Source organism: Arhodomonas aquaeolei DSM 8974, assembly GCF_000374645.1.
GTDB lineage: Bacteria > Pseudomonadota > Gammaproteobacteria > Nitrococcales > Nitrococcaceae > Arhodomonas > Arhodomonas aquaeolei.
In genome coordinates, this window is the sequence record NZ_KB894800.1 from 75,457 (window position 1) to 95,683 (window position 20,227).

The window sequence follows — 20,227 nt, forward strand, 5'->3', positions numbered from 1 at the left end:
CGAATCGGGACACGCCTGGCTGGCCGCGCTCACCAGGGCCGCCAGCTCAGCTGAAGCAGGAGCTGGCCGGAATCCTGCCGGGGGACGACCTTCTTGAAGGCATGGGCGTAGACGGCCCTGGCCACGAGCGTGCGCCCCAGGCGGTACTGCAGCCCGACGCCGAGGCTGTAGATCGACGGGTTGTCGCCGTCGATGTCCACCGCCTGGCCGTAATCCGCGAGCAGCGATGCCTCCCAGCCGGGATGAAACGACCAGTGCGCCTCCAGCCCCAGGTCGAGCCCGTGAGGGGCGGCGAGGATCCCGGCGTCGTAGCCGCGCACGCTGCTCGGTCCGCCGAGCTGGTAGAGCAGTGACGAGGGCAGCCCGTCGCTGGCGGAGGCGTACTGCCAGCCGAACCGCCCGACCAGGCGGTAGTCCTCGCCGGCCTGCCAGCGCGTGAAGAAGTCGCCCTGCAGGCGCTGGTACTGCCCGGAGCGCCCGGTGGTGTCGTTGCGGTGAGTGGTGTAGAGCAGCCGCTGCTCGTAGCGCGCGTACCACGGCGCGTTGCGGTACTCCACGGACCCGGCAAGGGTGGCGGTGCCGTCGCGGGTCTCGCTGAGCGGGACATCCCCCTCCAGGGTGGTCTCCGAGCGGCTGAACTCGTAACCCGCGCGCCCGGTGGCGAGCCAGCGCCGGTCGAGCCACCAGGGCTGCTCGAAGCCGAGCTCCAGGACGCCCGAGGTGCCCTCGATGTCGAGATCCTCGAACGGCCCGCGGATGATGGACAGCGCGTTGCGGCTGGCGCTGGCATAGACCGCGCCGTTGTACCGGTTCACGGGGAAACGGTAGCGCAGGTTGCCGTAGGTCGTCCCCCGGCTCTTGAGCACCGTGCCGCTGAGGGTGTCGGCGTGGCCGGTGGGCGAGAACCAGGCCCCGCTCATGCCCACCTGGTAGGTCCCGCTGTTCTCGCTGCCGTAGTTGTTGGCGAGGACGCGCCAGACGAAGGGCTCCGGCTCGTAGACCTTGTAACGCAGCCGCGTCGTGCCGAAGGACTCGCCCGCGGCGAGGTCGGCGGAGAGCTGCGGCCCCGGCGTGGTGGCGTTGAGCCGCCGGATATCGGCGAGCAGCCGCGCGGTGTCGAGCACCTCGCCCGTCTCCAGCGGCACCCGCTCGGTGAAGAACGAGCGCGGCACCGTCTCCGGCGAGGACTGCCACTCCACCGCCTCGAGCCCGGCCTCCACCAGCACCACCCGCAGCGTTCCGTCCGCGACGCTCTGCGAGGGGATGATGGCCCGTGCGGTGAGCAGGTCGCGACGCTCGTAGCGGGCGTTAACCCGGCGCAGCAGCTCGTTGAGGTCGGCGAAGGTGACCGGGCGCCCGACGTAGTCCTGCCCGATGCCCTCCAGGGTGTCGGCATCGAGGAACGACGATGCGTTGAACCGGATGTTCTCCAGCCGGAAGCGCCGGCCGTCCTCGGGCAGCTTCTGGTCCTCCGGCGCGCCGCCGCGCAGGGCGGGCACCTCGGTGCGTGCCGCGCGCTCGCGCTGCTCCGAGTCGCGCTCCTGCTCCGCCTGGCGCTGGCGCTCCAGCGAGGGATCGTAGACCGAGGACGGCGGCACGGTGTCGGCGCGTGCCACGCCGGCGAGGACGGCGGCGAGCAGCGCCGTCAGGGCTCCGGCACGCCACCTCATAGTGTGCGCCCGTCGCCATCGCGCCCCTGCCCCCCGCCATCGGCGGGACGACCCTGGAGGTTGACCGGCGGCACGAACCCCGCGTCCCGCCCGGCCGCGCCACCGGCGAACTCCGGCAGCGCCGGCAGCGGCACGACGACCCGCGTCGGCCCGGCCGCTGCCCCCGCCGTCGCCTCCGTCTCGTGAAGCTGGCGCTCGACGTGCCGCTCCGCGGACGTGCCCGTGTAGTCCACGTTGCCCTCCTCCTCGTGGTCCTCGTAGTAGTTGGGGACGATCACCCTGTAGCCCGGCCGGGCGTGGACGACGTACGCGTCCGTGCGCGTCTGCCGGCCTGTCTGTGTGAGCCAGAACGCCCGGTCGAGCTCGCGGAGCTGGACGTCGGCGCCGGCGTAGCTGGCATCGAGATTGTCGACGACGATGGCCGCCTCCCCGGTGGTGGCCCGCAGGACGTCCACGTAGGCGGCGTCCTCGAGCATGAGGTCGGTGCCGGTCATGGCGAGCGTGGTGTCGTTGCTGTGCAGCCAGCGGCTGACGATGGCCGGGCTGTCGAAGCGTGCCTCCACCCGGGTCGCGGCCGGCCGCTGACTGCCCGCCACGTCCAGGGTGAGCGCGTCGTCGCCGGTGTAGCGCCCCTGCGCGATCCCGATGTACTGGCTGGCGATGTCCATGGCGTCCGAGGCGATCACCTCGTCGAGGTGCACGCTGGCGCCGGAGCGCAGGGTCAGCACGGAGCCGGCGAGACGGCCGATGGACAGATCGGAGTCCGGCGCGTAGGCGTCGCCGTCGGCGGTGCCGGCACGGATGGTCGCGGTCCGGCCCGCCACCGCACGCTCCAGGCCCAGGCTTGCGCCGGTGATCACGTCCATGTCCGAGCCCGCCTCCAGGGCCCGGGTGGTGAGCCGGCCGCCCACGTCGATGTCCAGGTCGTCCGCCTGCGAGGCGATCCGCTCGCCGACGTCGAGGTCGCCGCGCACGTCGAGGCGGGCCCTGCCGTCGGCCACCACCGCCGCGGCGACGCCCATGCCGCTGTCCACGTCCGCGGACAGCGTCCCGGCGGTCACGCTCGCCGCCGTGGCGTCGCCGGCCACCTCCAGGGTCATGGGCCCGCCGGCCTCGACCCGGGCGCCGACACTCAGATCACCGTCGGTCACGACGTCCATCCGGCCGCCGGCGTCGAGCTGTTCGGCAACCGTGATGTCGCCCTCCGCGGTGAAACGCATGTCGCGTCCGGCGGAGGCCCCGTCGAGGCGGATATGGCCGCCGGAGGTGATGGTCATGTCGCGGCCCGCCTCGACCTGTCCGGTGAGGTCGACATCGCCGCCGGTGCCCACCGTCAGGTCCCGTCCGGCCTTGAGCGACAGGCTGCCGCCATAGCGGGCGTCGTCCATGAGCAGGCGGTTGCCGGCGATGATGCCGAGGTCCCGGTGGGCGACGGCCCGGGCGCCGACCACGTTCCAGTCCGCGGTCAGCTGCACGTCCCGGCCGGTGCTGCGCACCTGGCCGAAGTGCAGGTTGTAGCCCGCCATGGCGAGATCGCGGGCCGCGCGGGCGTTGCCGCCGGTGACGTCGCCGGTGGCGTCGATAGTCAGGTCGCGCCCGGCGTCCAGGTCGATCCGGTCGAGGGGGACATCCGGGTCCGCCGGATAGCCGAACAGGATGTCGCCGCTGTCCGCGAGCGTATCCGCAGCCGCGTTGACCAGGCGCATGTCGCCGCCGGATTCGGCGTGACGCACGGTCATCGTGCCGCCCCCGGTGCGGAAGTCCGCGGTGGTGCCCGCGGAGGCCGTGCCCACCAGCAGGTCGCCGGCGGTGCTCGTCACGCTCAGCGGACCGGTCTCGGCCACGGCCTCGCCAACGGTGACGTCACCGCCGGCGCTGACGGTCACGGGGGCGTGCATGCTGCGCAGCCGGCCGGCGTCGATGCGTCCGCCATTCACGGTCACGCTGTCGCCGGCACGGGCACCGGTGCCGGCTATACCGTCGACGGCGGTGACGTCGAGCGTCCCGCCGGCGTCCAGCGCCCAGCCGCTGTCGCCCGCCTCGCCGAAGGCGATCTCCCCGGCACCGCGGTTATCGATGGTCATGGTGGTACCGCTGCGGGCACGGACGATGGCCAGATCGCCCTGCCCCTCGCCGGTCACGTCCAGCCGGCTGCCGGCATTCAGCATCCCCGCGTCGAGGTCGCCGCCGGTCACCGTGACCGCCAGGCCGGCCGGGTTGTCGTCCTGCTGGTCCGTACCGGTGGTCACCGTGCCCAGCGTCACGGGTCCATCGGTGCCGGTCAGGGTCGCGGTCGTGCCGGCCTCGGCCGTGTCCACGCGGAAGGCGCCGTGCTCGTTGCCGGCGGTCAGGGCGGTGGCGGTCACGACCTCGCCCAGCGTCAGCACCCCGCGGGTGTTCTCCACCGTGGCCGCGGTAGCGCTGAAGGCGTGGTCGATGGTGACGTCACCCCGGCCGCTGCCCGTGACGTCCAGCCGGCCGCCGGCGTCCAGCGTCCCGGCCTCGAGGTCGCCGCCGGTCACCGTTGCCTGCAGGCCGTGGCCCCGGCTGATCACCTTGCCGAGGGTCATGGCACCGCCGGTGTTGGTGAGCCGCACGCCCCAGGGATCGGCCGGCGTCGCGCCGGCACCGGCCTCGGCGTAATCGAGGGTGAAGACGCCTTGGGCGTTGTCCATCGCAAGTACGCCGCCGGAGACGATCCTGTCCACGCTCAGCGCGCCGCCCGCTGCCCCGCCGACGTTATTGGCGAGGGTCGCCGCGCCGCCGCTCCGGGCGTCTTCAATGGTGATATCGCTGCCCCCGGTGCCGGTCACGGTGAGCCCTGTGGCGGCATCGAGGGTAGCGGCATCCAGCTGTCCCCCGGCGATGGCGACGTTCAGCCCGGCCGTCCGGGTCGTCACCGTCCCCAGACTCATGTCACCACCGGTGTTCCCGAGCACCGCGGCATCCGCCACCGCCTCGTCCAGCGCGAAGACGCCGTCGGCGTTATCCGCAGTCAGCGAGGTGGCGGCATGCGCCGTGCCGATATCGAGCCCCCGCGCGGTGGTCAGGGTCACCGCATCGCCGGCGCTCACGGTCCCCGCGGTGAACGCGCCGAGATCGGCGGTCACCTCCCCCGTGCGGGCCGTCACGGTATCGGCATCGACGGCCTGATCGCCGTTGAGCGTGACCGTCCCGGCGGCCTCGATGCGCCCGCCGGTGGTATCGGACGTCCAGGTCAGATACGCATCCCCGCCCCCGGCCTCGATGCGCTCGAAGGTCGGCGCATTGATCGCGAGGGCCGAGTCCGCCGTGCCGATGGCCCCGCCGGCGTCCACGTCGACCCTGCCGCCGGACCAGGTCACGAGGTTGGGGGTGTCGCCGGCAATGGCGGTGATGTCGCCGGTGACGTCCAGCGCGAGGGTTGCATCGCTTTCCACGTCGATGGTCGCGACGCGGGCGTCGCCGTCCACCCCGAGGGTCACGCCGTCATCACCGTTGAGCCGGCTGCCGGCCGCCATGGTGAGGCTGTCCATGCGGGCGTTCAGCCCGTCTGAATAGAACCCGGTGTCCTCCCCGAAATGCCAGTCACCGGTGGTGACGGTGGCCGTCGCACCAGGCACGGAAATGCTCGCGTCCCGGTGCAGGCTCAGGCCGCCGGAGACCACGCTGAGGCCGCCCCAGGCGGTCATGCCGCCGTCTTCCAGGAAGGTCAGATCGCCGTCGCCCAGATTGAAATCGGCCTCCTCCCAGGCCGTGAACCCGCCGTCCCTGCCGACGGTGGTGGAGGCGGCGGTGAGCCCGAAATGCCCGTCGACGACGAAACGGGCATCGGCGGCGACATCCACCGCGGCGTCACCGCGCAGGGTAAGGGCACCGCCGATCCCGCCGTCACCGAGGGTCAGGGCATCCGGGCTGGTCAGCCAGGCGTCGCCGCCGCTGTCGGCGCCCAGGGTACCGTCCACGCCGGTGAGGCGGACGTCGATGGGCGCCCCCGCCCCGCCGATGGCGCCGTCGGCCTTGAGCGTCACCGACTGGCCGCTGACGTTGAGGTCGGAGACCGTGCGGTAGAGATCGCCCGCAACGGCGTCCAGGTAGACGCTGCCGTCCACGATCACGCGGCCGACGCCGAAGTCGCCGGTGAGCCACTCCAGCGCCACATCCCCGGAGGCGGAGACACCGCCGAGGGTCCCCGCGACATCCAGCGCCAGCGGGGCACCGTCGGCGTCGCCGATCGAGCCGTTGGAGGCACCGAGGGTGATGTCGCCGCCGACGGTGATCGTACCCGGCGCGCTGTCGGCCACGGTGATGCTGTCGTTGGCCAGGAGCCGGGCGTCATCGCCCACGTCGACGGTCCCGACGCGGATGTTGCTGAGCGCCTGGATATAGGCGGAGCCGCCGGCGGCGATGTCGAAGCGGCCACCGGCGTCCACGTACATGGGGATGGTCTGGTTCACCACCAGGGTGGCGATATCGCCGTCGTCGTCGTGCTCGATGGTCACGTCACCGGGCGCGCGGGCAGTGCCGAGCGCACCGATCTCCTCGTCGGTGAGGCTGCCGTCGAGCAGGTCCTGATAGTCGATGCGCATGGGATCGGCGACCTCGCCGATGCTCCCGCCGGCCTGCAGGGTGACGTCGCGGCCGCTGACGTTCGGGGCCTCGTCCACGGCGCCGCCCCCGCCCGTCTCCAGCGCGGCCACGTTGATGGAGCGGCGCAGCTCGTCGTCGGTCCACGCGGCGCCGTCGGTGAGCTGCGCGACCTGGCCGTCGGTGGCCTGGTAGTCGTAGTCCGCCTCGAAGGACTGGAAGGCACCCCGTGCCGACCAGTCTCCGCCGAGATTCTCCTCGAATACCCCGGTGACGCGCTGGTACTCGTCCGCCGCATAGGCACGCACCGCGGCATCGTCGTCGGACTGTCCGCGGGCGGCGAGCAGTGTGCGGTAGCGCTCGAGACCGGCGTCCGTGAGCTCGAATCCATCGCTGCCCGTGCGCCCCGAGCGCATGAGCTGCCAGTAGCTGCGATACGCCTGCTCGATGCGGTGCTCGAAGGCGGGTACCGAACGGCCGCGGGCATAGGATTCCGCACCGTCCTCGTCGCGGACCTTGAGCCGCTTCCAGATCGCCTCGCGGGTCTCGCGGCTGACCGCCTCGCTGTCGACACGGCGCCGGGCGTCGCGGATGCGCCCGTCCGGGGCGGCGAGGTAGACGTCGCCGAGGTTGGAGACGGCGCCGTCGAGCCAGAGGTCGCCGGAGCGGTCGCTGATGCCGATGTCACGCTCGGCGGTAACGTCGAGCACGCCGCCGGCGGCACCGCCGTCGCCGTTGTCGCCCTCGACGAGCTCGACGACCAGGGGCGAGCCGGCGCTGCCGACACCGCCCACGGCGCTGGTCACGGTGAGATCGCGGGCCCGGATGTGGGGGGCGTCACCGTCCCGGGAACCGGCCGCGAGCGCACCGCTGGCGTGGATGACGATGTCCTGCGCGCCGTCGGCGGCATCGATGCGCGTAATGCTCGCACCGGAGGCGAGGTCGAGACGGACCGCCCCCTCGGCGGCGTTCGCGGACAGGGCGCCGTCCCCGGTGAGCTCCAGGCCCAGCATACGGTTGCCGGTGCCGATATCCCCCTGGGCCTCCAGGGTCGCGGAGGCAGTGCGGATGGCGTCGCCGCCGGTGATGATGGCGCCGTCGCGGGAGGTCACCGACAGCGAGCCCGAGGGGTTGTCCACCCCGCCACCGAGGATCACGTCCCCACCGCTGTCGACGTCGATCCGCCCGCTGTCGTAGCCGGAGAAATCGATATCGATGGGGTAATCGACCCGGGCGGAGCGCTTCACGTAAAGCCCGGCCCTGCGAGGATAACGATAGAGCCAGCGGGTCTTGAAACCCTTGTCCTTGAACAGGACTTCCATGCCGTTGTCGCAGGTACCGCCGACCTCGTCCGGACATCCGTAGGAGTACCTGATCGGCCTGTCCTTGGTGTACCAGAACTCGGCGCTCATTTCCTGGTGGTAGACGGAATCGTCGTCCTGGTCACGTACCAGGTGACCGTCGACGGTGGTCCTCCAGGGATTGTCCGGATCGTCAAAGTGCCAGCGCCCCAGCCAGCCGACATTGTCATCGCCGATGGTGTCCCGGCCGAAGAAGGCCGAATCGGTCCACTCCCAGCGCGTCCCCGACTGCGGGGTGAAGCTGTCGGAGCTGCCGCTCGCGGCGACCTCCCGCGCGTTCTCGATGGACTGCCCGTCGGTACCGTCGGCGATGAATTTGCGTATGCCCTCGCCCTGGGTGTAGCGGTACCAGGCGGTCAGGTCCTTGAGCTCGTCGGCGATGATCACGGTACCCACCGCGCCGTCACCGGTGCCCAGGCGGTTGACGCGGAGGTCGTGGGCGGTCTGGTTGTCGATGTCGATGTGACCGTAACCGCTCTCGACGTCGATGCTGCCCTGGTCGGAGGAGCTGATGACCTTGCCCCTGAGGTAGAGATAGCCGCCGCCGGAGGCGCTCACGTCCTCGATCTCGATCTGGTCCGTGCCGAAGTCGTAGTAGGCCCGGATCGCCTCTTCGCTGGCGACGTTCGCATCGCCGAGATAGTCGAGATACAGGTGCGGGATCTCGCCCTTGCCGGATTTCACCCCTGCCTGGTTCTTCATCAGACCGACCCACTCATCGAGCTCCGGCGTGATCACCACGTTGCGTTCAGTGGTCCGGCCGGTGCTGATGGTGCCGTTGATGTCGATGACGTCGGCGTCTATGGCGACGGCCTCCGCACCCCGCCAGGTCTGCGTGCCCGTGTTGCCGTCGTCGATGGAGTCGGTCGTCCTGTCCAGGCTCCAGCCCGTGGGAACCACCGGCACGTGGGACTGGCGATCGGCATCGCCGTCGCCATCGATATCCATGATGTGGGTGACCAGTCCACCGGGGACCTCGTAGGACTCCGCCGTTCCCACCGTGCAGTTGGTCGTGGCCCCGCCTTGGTAGACACCCGGCAGACAGCCGCCAAACAGGATGGTGCTCTCGCCCGCCTGTTCGGACCCCCCCACGTCCGTGAAGCGGCCATCGTTATTGAGCAGGCCGTCGTTACCATCGTCGAGCCTGTCGCCGTAATAGGCGTTCGCGGCATAGATGACCGCGTCGACCACGTCGTACGGCAGACCGGCGTAGTCGTCCCAGACGTCTGACGGCCGCTGGCCCGGGGACCAGTACTCGGCCTCCTGCGGGGCGACGATCATCGGCCCCTCCACCGCCACCGAGACGTTGCGGCCCAGCACGCTGGCGAGCGACGCGAAGGCGCCGTTGGCCACCGAGATGTCGATGGTGCCGCTCACGTTGCTGACGGTGTCCTCCTGGAACAGCGCCGGGCCGTAGCCGGCGTTGTTCAGGGTGTCCTCCATGGTGTTGCGGATGCGCACGGTCGCATCGTTCCCGGCCCCGGCCGTGTCGACACCCACCGAACCGCCAACGCCGTCCGCCACGCCGGTATAGACGACGCTCCCACCGGGGTTGTCCGGGATCGTCACCGAGCCGAGGCGCAGGTAGCGGGCGCTGTCGTTGATCACGGAGATGGTCGGGCCGCCGTTGGCGTGGATCGCGCCGCTGCCGGTGATGCTCTCGGCGCGCAGGATCACGTCGCCGCCGGCGGCGAACAGGCCGTCGAGGAACCAGGCGTCGACGTCCCGGTCAACGATGCCCTGGTTGATCACCGCCGCGACCTTGGAGTCGATGTTCGAGGCCTCGATCAGCGAGGTGGGATTGAAACGCTGCTCCCGGCCGATGAACGGCGCCGCGTCGTCGTTGTAGGTGAGCTCGCCGTCCTCGTCGATGTGGATGTCGAGCCGATCGAAGATGCCGGCGGTGACGCTGCCGTCGACGACCACCGAGGCCGAGGACGAGGCCTGGCGGGAGGAGTCCTTGTCCTCGATCGGGATGAACCCGGCCTGGAAGCCCTTGGCCAGCCCCTCGACGGTGTTGTTGATGGTCTCGTTGTAGGCCGTGATCTCCACGTCCCGGCCCGCGCTCACGGTGGCGCCGGCGCCGATGTCCACGCTGGCGCTGGAGGACTGGTCGGCGGCCGCGGAGGCGTCCGCTATGGCAATGACCCCCTTCACCAGGCTGTTGGCGGTGGTGATGGTGGTCAGGCGATTGTCGCGGCCGAGGTCCGCCGCCTGCCCGGGCGCCAGGGTGAGGTAGCCCCAGGCGGTCAGGCTGGCGTCATCGGCGACGGTGATGGACTGATTGTCGCGGACCGTGGTCGTGGCGCTCGCATCGGTGGCGGCGGCACCGCCCCAGGTCCTCGCCGTGGCGTCGTGCACGACATTGGAGAAGGCGAGGGTGTTGACGCTGATATTCCCCCGCGAGGACAGCGTGGCCTCCCCGATGCTGACGTCGGTGTCCATGGTCGCGTCGATCGCGGAGGCCACGCCGCCGGCCGCGAACCCGCCGCTGGTGGCGAACACGGCGTTCTCCGCCGCCGAGAGATCGGTGACAGCCTCCAGGACCAGGTCGGGCGTGGAGCCGTCGTTGGACTGCTCGCCCACGGACAGGGTCGCGCCGTCCGCGACCTCCGTGGTCGTGGCGATGTCGAGCGTGGTCTCGTGGTCCGCGGCCTGGCCGGTGGCGACACCGCCAGACGCGGCATCGACGGTGGTGTCGTCCGGATGGCGGCTGCTCACGTCGCTCTTGGCGCGCAGGGTCGCGCCGTTGGCGACATGAAGCGTGCTGCCGCCGAAGTGCACGGTGCTGGAAGAGGTCAGCGTGGCATCGGAGAAGGCCCCGCTGACACCGACCAGCGAGGCGTTGACGCTGTCGGCACGACTGCCGTAATCGCCGTTGTAGGCGCTGACCATCTCGGCCTTCTCGGCGGTAACCGTGCCGCCGTCTCCCACCGCCGCACGGGCCGCCCCCCTGGCGTCGGTGTAGGCAGTGGCGGCGTTCCCCGAGACCGCCCCGCCGCTGCCGGCCACGGCGTCGGAGACGTTGAGCTGGTTCGCCGTGGCCTTCACCGTCAGGTCGCTCAGCGAGTCATCGGCCCCCAGCTCGAAGCCATCGCCCAGGCCTGCCGTGGTGTCGGTGTCACCGCTCGCCCGGGCCAGCGCGAGACCGACGGCGAGCGCGCCGCCGACGGAGTAGCCGCGGGCCTCGGCACGGCGTTCGCCATCGCTGGTCGCAGTCACCGACAGGGCGCCGCCCTCCATGCCCAGGCCGGTGCCGACGCCGGCGGTCACGGTGTCGGTGCCGTAGGCGAACGCCGCGCTCGCGTCGGCACCGACCAGGGCGCCGCCGCTGGCGCTGAACGAGGTGGCCGTGACGTCCGCACTGTCGTTCTCCGCGGGCGCGGCGGTGACCGTGAGGCCGTCACCGTCCCGCACCGAGACGTCGTCCCCCACGGTCGCGGCAACGTCCACCGCGCTGTCGGCAAAGGCCAGCGACGCCCCCATGGACACGCCGAGACTGACTGCGGCCCCCTGGGATTCGACGTCGAGGCCGCCGCCGTACACCGCCTTCACCGTGGCATCGGCGTTGAGGTTGACCCCGTCGCCGACGGACGCCGCGACGGAGGCCCGGTCGTTGCCATCGTCATCCTTCGGCGGCGCGAGATTGCGGCCGATGGCCACCGCGCCGTTGGCCGCACCACCGAGGCCCCCCGCAGCGCTGCGGGCGATCACGTCGGTGGTTCCGGTACCCTGCCCCGTGACAGTCAGGCTCCCGGCGGTCACCGTGCCGGCGGCGAGCACCTCCGCGGCGACCGCCGAGCGGCGCTCACCCGAGGCGATCGAGGCACCGGCCGCACCGATGCCGCCGATGCTCGCGGCATCGGCCTCGGAATCCACGCCGAGGGTGTCCTTGGCGGTGACGGTTATCGTGCCGTCATCCACGTCCGCGCTTCCGCCGAGACGGGCGGTGACACTGTTCTCCAGGCGCGCCACCGACACCGCGGCCCCGAGACCGGCGGCGAAGCCGGCACTGCCCGTGGCCGCCAGCACGTCCACCGCCTTGTCGTCGCCGTCGTCCATGGCGTCGGCCCTGACGGTCAGCGACGATGCGTCGAGCTCGCCGGTGTCCACCCCGGCGATCACCGCCGAGCGCAGGAAGGTCATGCCGGCCGCGGCGCCGATCGAGCCGCCGCCGGCCTGCACGTTGCCCGCCCGGTTGCTGCTGGCCAGCCTTTCGCTGGCATGAACGTCCACGGCGCCGCCGGCATTCACGCTGCCGCCGGAGATGGTCGCCGCCGTCTCCTGGGCGTTGTCCGCCATGAGGGCGTCGCTGACGGAGAAGGCGGCACCGTCATTCACCGCCTTGTCCTCGTTGTCGTCCGCGCTGTCGTGGAACACACCGCCGCCGGTGTCCGCGCCGGCGGCGACGTCCGCACGCTGCGTCATCGTCGTCGCGCTGCCGCCACCGATGCCGTCGAACTCGCTCAGGGTGCCGGCGCCGTCATGGTCGAGCTCGGAGCCGGCGGAGACGTCGACGGCGGCGTCGGCGTCCGACACGTCATCGCTGTAGCTGTAGACCGGAGAGCCCGGCCCCACCAGCAGCAGGCCGACGGTTCCGCCGATGGCGGCACCGCCGGGGGCCGCGCCGCCGTTGACCGTGAACAGCCCCGCATCGAGGGTGTGCTCGGCGGTGACGTTCACGGCGCCGCTGGTACGCACGTCCGAGCGGTCCACGAAGGCCCGGGTGGCGTTGTTGGTGACCACCACGTTGGCGCTCGCCCCGAGCACCGAGCCGGGCCCGGTGGCGACGCCGGCGGACCCGGCGTTGCCGGTCACGGCGGTGTCATCCTCGGCGAGTACCGACAGTGACCCGGCACGGGAGTCGGCGGCGGCGCTCGCGCCCCGGAGGGTCGCCCCCCGCACACCCGCGCGGGTCACGTTGCGGGCGAGCAGCACGTTGGCCGAGCCCGCCACGCCGCCGCCGGCGGTGAACGCGGCGGCGGCGGCATTCGCGACCAGGTCCGTGTCCGAGTGCGCCTTGACGTTTACCGCGCCGCCGGCGTTCACCGTCGTGGTCACGTATTCAGGCGGCGCGTCGTCGTTCTGGTCGGCGTCCGGGTCCTCGCCACCCAGCCAGGCGTTGACCGCGGTCTCGTTGATCCCGAGAGCGAAAGCCCCCCCGGCGGAGCCGCCGCCGGCCACGGCGCTGCCGGCGTTGGCGGACATCCGGGCGGTATCGTCCGCATCGATGGTCAGCGCGCGGACCGTGGCGGTGCCGCCGCGCAGGCGTGCCGTGGTCTCGCCGGCGAGCCGGATCGCCCCCATGGTGATCGTGCCGTTGCCGGCGGCGGCGCTGGCGCTGGTCACGAAGTTCGCCGCGCCGCGGGCGCTGTCCGCCTGGATACCGAGGTCGCCGCCGGCATGGATCGTCGCATCGTCGGCGTAGGCGCTCGTGGTGTGCTCGATGGCGGTCACGTCCAGGGAGCCGCTCAGCGCGGCGATACCGCTCACCGCACCGCTGAAGAGGTAGCCGATGCTGTAGACATTGCTCGCGGCAGCGATGTCCACGGTCTGGGCCGCGACGCCGCGTTGCCCGTTGATCGTCGCGGCGTCGACGTAGGCCGAGGTGGTACCGCCGAGCACCGACGTGTTGCCGACTCCGGCCATGGCGGCGGAGCCGGACGGGTTGGGCAGGGTCGCTGCACCGGCGGCCGAGAGCGAGCCCACCTGCTGGCTGGAGCTCGCGTTCACCGCGAGGCCGGAGACCCCGCGGGTGTCGCGCTCCAGCGCCGAGAACGGATCGAACGCGGACGCGTCGTCCCAGCCCGTGGGGTCCGGGGCGTCGTCTATGGCCGCGGCGTCCACCGTCAGCTTGTTATCCGCGTCGCCGTCGGCCTGCACCACCGTATCGGCCCCGGCGATATACGCCTCGGTGGTCGAGGTCAGCAGGTTGACGCCGAGGGCCCCGGCCGCGCCAACGCGCGTTCCGCCGATGGACAACGCCCCGCCGACGGTCTGGATGCGGTTGTCGTTGCGCGCCGCGATTCCCAGATTGCCGTCGGAGGCGACGTGGGCGCCGCCGTCGATGGCGGCGGTCACGTCGGCGTCGAGGATGTTCACCGCCAGCGACCCGGCGATCCCCGCCTTGCCTCCGCCGCCGATACCGACGGCCGCGCTGCGGATGGTCTGGTCCGCCAGTGCGTCGATGGTGATCCGCCCCGCGCCGAGCCCCTGCACGTCGCCCTGATCGTCCAGGGCGGCGCCGGTGATGGTCGCCGTGGTGGCGGTATCGATCCGGTTGACCGTGGATGCCTGGCCACCGCCGAGGGTCGATCCGAGCCCGGCGGAGATGGCGTAGGCGTAGACGGAGGAGGTGTCGTCGGCGTCGACGTCCAGGATGCCGGCATCGCCGTGGACGCGCCTGACGGTGACGGTGTTCGCCGAGGCGATACTGCCGCTGGCGGCGGCACCGGCGACCGCGGCCTTGTTGGCGAGCGCACCGGCAACGCCGAGACCGTAGACGGTGCCCCTCGAGCGCGAGGACAGCGTGGCGGTGCCGGCCACGTCCAGGCCGGTGTCGATGAGATCGACGCTGCGGGTCTGCGCGATGGTGCCCACCGCGGCGCCGCCGCCCACGGCCAGCGAGCCGCTGCCGTTGAGGTTGCCCGCCAGCGTGGCGATGCGGCTGGCCCCGCCGGTGTCGTCGACGGCGCCGTCCCGGACGCGGGCATTCAGGGTGTCCGCGCTCAGCGTGCCGCCCTCGACGTGCACGCCGGCACTGTCCTTGATGCGGTTGAACGACGCGGCTCCCCCGGCCGCGACCTTCTGCGCGGCCTGGCCGCCAACCGCCAGGGAGACGATCTCGTTGATGGCCGCGGAGTCCAGGGTGAGGGTACCATCTCCGGCGTCGATGGCGCTGTCCTCGACCCGGGTCTCGCGCGTGCCGTCGGTGAGGTTGATGGACACCGCCCCGCCCACCGCGGCCTTCCCGGAGGCCAGGACGCTGCCCGCCGCGGACCAGATGCTGCTGCCGCTGTCGGGCTGGGCGGTGGTGAGGGTCACATCGTCGGCGGTGATGCCGGCATCCTGCACCGTGGTCTTCACCGAGCCGCCGATACGGTTGTAGCTCAGCGCACCGCCGATGGCGGCACTCTTGGACACCGCCCCGCTGACCGCCGCCGCACGGATGGCCTCGCTGCGCTCGGCATCCACCGTCAGCCCGCCGCCGGCGTCGAGGTCGGTGCCCTCCAGACCGGCGTCGACGCTGCCGGCGACGTCCGTCACGCCGATCGCCGCGCCGGTGGCGGCCTTGCTGGCGGCGGAGAGCGCCCCGGAGAAGGCGTAGTAGCCGCCGCTGTGACTGGCACCGATATCCGCGTCGCCGGTCGAGGCGTCCAGGCGGGCGCCGTCGGCATCACCCACCAGGGCCGTCACCGTGCCGCGCTCCACCAGCGCGGTCGCCGAGCCGAGGACGGCGGCGGATTTCGAGCCACCGGCACCGGCCGCCACGCCCACCGTCTCGACACCGTTGACCGCGGAGACATCCAGTCCCCCGCTGAGCGTCAGCCCGTGACCGCCGCCGGGTGCGGCAAGGCCGCTGACGGTCGCGGTGTAGTCGGAGCCGCTGTAGATCACGCCGGCGGAGCCGCCACCGGACGCCTTGCCGCCGGCCGCGAGGTTGCCGGCAATCCCGATGACGAACTCGCCGGCGAGCGAGGCGTCGAACAGCGACCGGGACTCGGCGGTACTGTCGTCCTCGCGCAGGTCCTCCTTCTCGGTCTCCACGGTGGTGTCGAGGTCGCCGAGCGTCGCGCCGGTGAAATCCAGCCCTGCGCCATCGAGGCTGTCGCCGGCGGCACCGGCGAACAGCGGATCGAAATCGTCCATTCCGGTGACGCTGTGGGCGGCCACGTCGAGGGTCGCCGCATCGACGTGGGCGCTGCCCCCGCCGTCCACCCGGGCGGTCACGCGGTTGCCGAGGTAGACCATGGTCCCGGAGCCGGACAGCGCGGCCCCCTGCGCCCCGGAAACCGCCGCCCCCAGGGCGCCGGCGAGCACCCGGGAGCGGCTCGCGGCCTCCACCGTCACGTCGTCCGCTCCGGTCACCGTGGTACCGTCCAGCGCCGCGGTCAGGCTGTTGGCGACCGTGCCCACCGTGAGCGCGCCGCCGGCGCTGCCCCCCCGGCCACCGGTATTGCCCGCCAGGGCGCCACCGCCCAGGAGGCTGCGCGTGCGGTCATAGGCGCGGACGTTCACATCGTTTGCCGTATTCCCGTCATCCGCCAGGGTGAGGCTGCTGGCGGCCACGGCGGCCTCAGTGGTCTGCCCGTTCACGCCGACGGAGCCGGACATCGCCACCGAGAGGCTGTCGGACTGGCTGGTATCCACCGCGAGACCGGCGCCGAAGGCCACGTGGTCGCCACCGGAGACGGCGGCGACATCCAGCCCGCCGAGGGCGTCGGCGGAGATGGCGCTCACGGTTGCCCGGGTGCTGCCCCGGATCCAGTCGAAGGCCAGCGCACCGGACAGCGCCGAGCTGAACTTGTCGCGCTTGCCGCCCCCCATAGTGATGGCGCCGGCGCCGGAACCGCTATACTGCTGGATCTGGCTGAGCGCCGCCACGTCGACGTCCGGATCGGCGTCCGCGGTCTGCGCCGCGATGGTGACGTCGTTCAGGACCGCCCGCGTGCGCTGGTTGGAGACGTTGAATGTCGCCGACCCCGCACCGGAGAGCTTCGCCGGCAGCGAGCGGTCGCTCTGCTGGATGTCGTTGTCGGCGCCCTTGCTGTCGCCGTCCGAGGAGAAATAGCCCGCGAGGTTACCGCCCCAGGTGGAGAGCTCGTCCAGGGCCGGCTGTGCCTTGTCCGTGATGGTGCCGATCAGGCCGTCGCCACGGGACCGGGTGTCGTCGCTGCGTTTGGCGGTGTTGTCGCTGTCCTTGTTGCCGCTCGCCCGTGCCAGCGCCCCGGCCACGGCGAACGCGCCGTTCTGGCCGCGGGACTCCGCGCCGAGATTCAGACCGTCCACCGACCAGGTGGCGGCGGCGGCGGCGCCGGCGTCGCGGGCCGTGACCCAGCCCGGCCGCCACGCGGCGGTGTCACCGACCTGGGCCCGCACGTCGGTATCGACGTTGTTGAGTGCGAACCCCGCACCGATGCCCACGTTCTCGCTGAGCGCCACCGCCCCGACCGCGCTCCACTGGCCGAGGTCGTGGGTCGCGCCGATGTCCACCACGCCCGCGTTCACCGTGGTGGAGGCGTCGACCGCGGCGACCACGTCGCTCGCGACGTCGTTCACCGCCGCGGAGCCGTTGCCGGCCACGCTCTTGCCCTTGCCGGCGGAAGGCGAGACCAGCAGCCGCAGGTTGCGCTCGCTGGCCGCGACATCGAACGCCGGCGCGGTGACGGTGCCGTTGACCCCCATCCCGGCCGTCGCGCTGGAGTCGTGGGTCGCGATGTTCAGGCCGGCCCCGACCGAGCCGCCCTCCGCGCTGTTCCCGAAGAGCAGCGGCCCGAGGTTGCCCGCCACCGCGAGGCGTTCGATGGCGTTGTCGGCGTGGATGCCGACACCGCCGTCCCAGTCCTGCTCGGCGTCGGTCAGGGCATCCGTACCCTCGACCCGGCCGGACAGCAGCCAGCGCGCCGTGAGCGCACCGGTGTCGTCGTACTCGCGGTGGAGCACGCTGCTCCAGGGCGCCGGGTCGGCGGCGCTGGACGCCAGCGTCACGCCGTTGCCGACCCAGGCCTCGGCGTCGATGTCGGTCTCCATCACCGAGATCGCACCGGCCGCGGCGAGGTCGTCGGCCTCGCCGGAGGCCCGGGCGTACTGGCTCGGCAGGTTGTAGAGCGCGTCCCCCGCGTCGTAGACGTCCTTCGCCCGCTCGAGCAGCGAGAGGTAGCCGTCCCACTGGTCCATGTCCGCCAGGGCGTCGTCCAGGTCGGTCTGCAACGGCACCGCGTTGCGCGCGCCGACACCGATGTTCGCCGCGGTCACGGTGCTGTCGTCACCGACCCAGGCCCGGGTGTCGTGGGCGGTGTTGCTGTAGACCAGCGCGACGCTGAGCCCGACCGCCGCGTTGTCCTTGCGCTTGGCACTGGCATTGACGGCGCTGACCGCGTAGTTGCGCAGGTTCGCCTGGCGCTGCAGGGACTGGACGGCGACGTTGCCGTCCACGGTGACGTCCGCGCCACCGCCGGTGCCGAGCTCGGCGATCGCGGTGTGATCCGCGTCGGCGATCGCGACCGCGGACCCCAGGCGCAGCGGCGTGGAGCCGCTGCCGCCGTCGCTGGCGGCGAGATTGAACGCGCTGTTGATCCTGCGGGTGAGGAAGTCCAGGTACGGCGCCTGGAGCCGGTACGTCTCCCGCACGTCCCGGGCGAGCCAGTCCACGTAGCCGGCACCCGCCTTGGCCCGGGCGCTGTTACGCTGCGCATCCACCAGGTCCAGGGTCTGCACCGAGAGGTCCCCGCCGGCGGAGAGGTCGGACCGGAAGACCGCCCTGGTGGTGCTGTCGTAGTCGGCAACGGCGACGGCCGGTGCCGCGACGGCCCCCTTGCCGATGGCCGAAAAGCTGACGTCGTTCGTCAGCGACTGCCGGGTGAAGGCATTGACCAGGACATCGGAGTCGTTGGTGGTATTCAGCGTCACGCCATCGTCGACCAGCGCGGTGGTCTCGCTGCTGGTGACCGCCACACCCAGGGCGAAGCCCATGGTCGTCAGGGCGTTGCCCCCGGCGTCGTGCTGGTTGATCGCCTCCGCGCTCTGGCGGAGGGTGTTCTCGCTGCTGGCGGTGACGTCCAGGTCGCCGTCGACATTGACCGTCGCGCCGGAGTCGATGCGCGCGCTGGTGGTCCCGCCGAGCTCGCCGTAGGCCACGCCCATGTTGAACGGGATCGCCTTGTTGTAGGCACCGAAATCGCCGTCGGCGCCATTGTCGACCCGGCGCACGGCGTCCGCGTCGACGGACACGTCGCGCTCGGCGGTCAGGGTCGCCGTGCCCTTGACGGTGACCTCGGCGTCGGAGCGGGCGATGGAGACCGCCACCATGTCCTGCACGGCCTGGAGCTGGTCCGGATCATCGCTGGGAATGGCGTCCGCCAGACCGCTGAAGCCGTCGCGGCCATAGCCCTGGAGACGTTCGTAGAGCGACGAGAAGTTGCTGGCATCGTCAGTGATCTCGAGCACGCCGGACAGGAAGGACGGCGAGATCTCGGCGAGGCTGCCGGCATCGAGGGTGATATCCCGGCCCTTGAGTGTACCGGCCACGGTCACGGTGGCGCTGGCGTCCGCCTCGCCGGCAAGCTGGACGTCGCTGGCGGCGGCGGTGATGGTGAGATCCCCGGACGCCGACGCCTCCTGCGCATTGCGCGCGTTGACCAGTGCGCCCTCGGCCACCATGACGGTGGCCGCCGCCCCCCCGCCCGCGCCGACGGCGTCGGGGGTCTCCACGTCGGCAGCGGTGCCCCCGTTGCCGTCGCATACCGCGCAGACGTCAGCGGCATTGGCGGTGATCCGGATATCACCGGCCTGCTCGCTGTTGCCCGGGTCCGTGGTGATCTCCGCCGTCGCACCGACGCCGACATCGGGCCCGGCAATCTCGATATCGCCCGCGGCCACCTCGCCGCCGGCGGAGACCGCCGCGCCGTCATCGTCGCTCATCATGGCGGCGAGCCGGCCGTCGACCTCGACGCTGTCGCGGGCGTCGATGACGATGGAGCCGCGGGGCGCGTCAACGCCGTCGACGTTAACGGCGGACTTGAACACCGCCCAGCCCCCGCCGTAGCCGGTGTCCGTCTGCGCCGACAGCGACGCCCCCTGGGCGACGATGGCCTCGGCACCGAAGAGACTGATCGCGCCGTCGGCATTGACCTGCCCCTCGATGGTGATGCTGCCGTCGGCGGCGTCGTAGTCGCCCCGCATCAGCCTCGCGACACGCTCGTCCATCGCCCCGCCATCCACGGTGGCGTCGCCGACGGCCGCCAGCATGGCGTCCATCTCGGCCCCGGTGGGCGTGGTCACCACGAGGCTGCCGACGTTGACCACCCCCGAGGCCCCGACCACGAGGCCATGGGGGTCCGCGAAGACGATGTTGCCGCCGACACCGCCGCCCTCGCGGAGCCCGTTGAGGGTGCCGTTGATCCGGGCCCGGGCGTCGTGGACGAGGTTGACGAGGTTATCCGTGCCGTCGGGCACGTAGAGGTTCACCGTATTGCCGGTGCCGACCTCGAACCGCGCGAAGGAGTTGAAACCGGAGTCGCCCTTGACCGTGCCGGTGGTGACGTCGGTGGTCGAGCCGTTGACGTCGAGCCGGGTATCGGTGCTGCCCTCCAGATTGATCGTGTTGCCGGCCGCCCAGCCCACCGCGGGCACCAGTACGGCCGTCATTGCCGCTGTCAGTGCCGAAAGCCGGCGCGCCGCCGACGTGGTCTCGTAATGGCGGGCCGCCAGCAGCCCCCGCGCCGGTGTATACCCGTCACCCATCGTGCAACCGAACATCCTTATTGCCCTCGCTGAATACGGCAGCCGGGCCGGCACCACGGCTGCGGCGCGGTACCCTACTACCCGTTGCGTTAGTCGGCTGTTAGCCGCCCGGACCGGATACAGGCCACAGCCTTTCGCCCGCGGTGCCCATTGCCGGCGCGGGTTTCT

2 protein-coding genes are annotated in these 20,227 nt (G+C 71.8%); both read right to left on the bottom strand.

What is annotated here, in order from left to right; all coding sequences use genetic code 11:
• Positions 1-29: 29 nt before the first annotated feature.
• The gene (locus C516_RS0100340; RefSeq protein WP_018716354.1) at positions 30-1,670 is read right to left on the bottom strand and encodes a ShlB/FhaC/HecB family hemolysin secretion/activation protein; all 1,641 of its coding nucleotides are present in this window, start codon (positions 1,668-1,670) and stop codon (positions 30-32) included.
• Positions 1,667-20,059, bottom strand: coding sequence for a leukotoxin LktA family filamentous adhesin (locus C516_RS0100345; RefSeq protein WP_020608222.1), 18,393 nt, complete (start codon positions 20,057-20,059; stop codon positions 1,667-1,669). The genes C516_RS0100340 and C516_RS0100345 overlap by 4 nt, the downstream gene beginning before the upstream one ends.
• Positions 20,060-20,227: the final 168 nt, after the last annotated feature.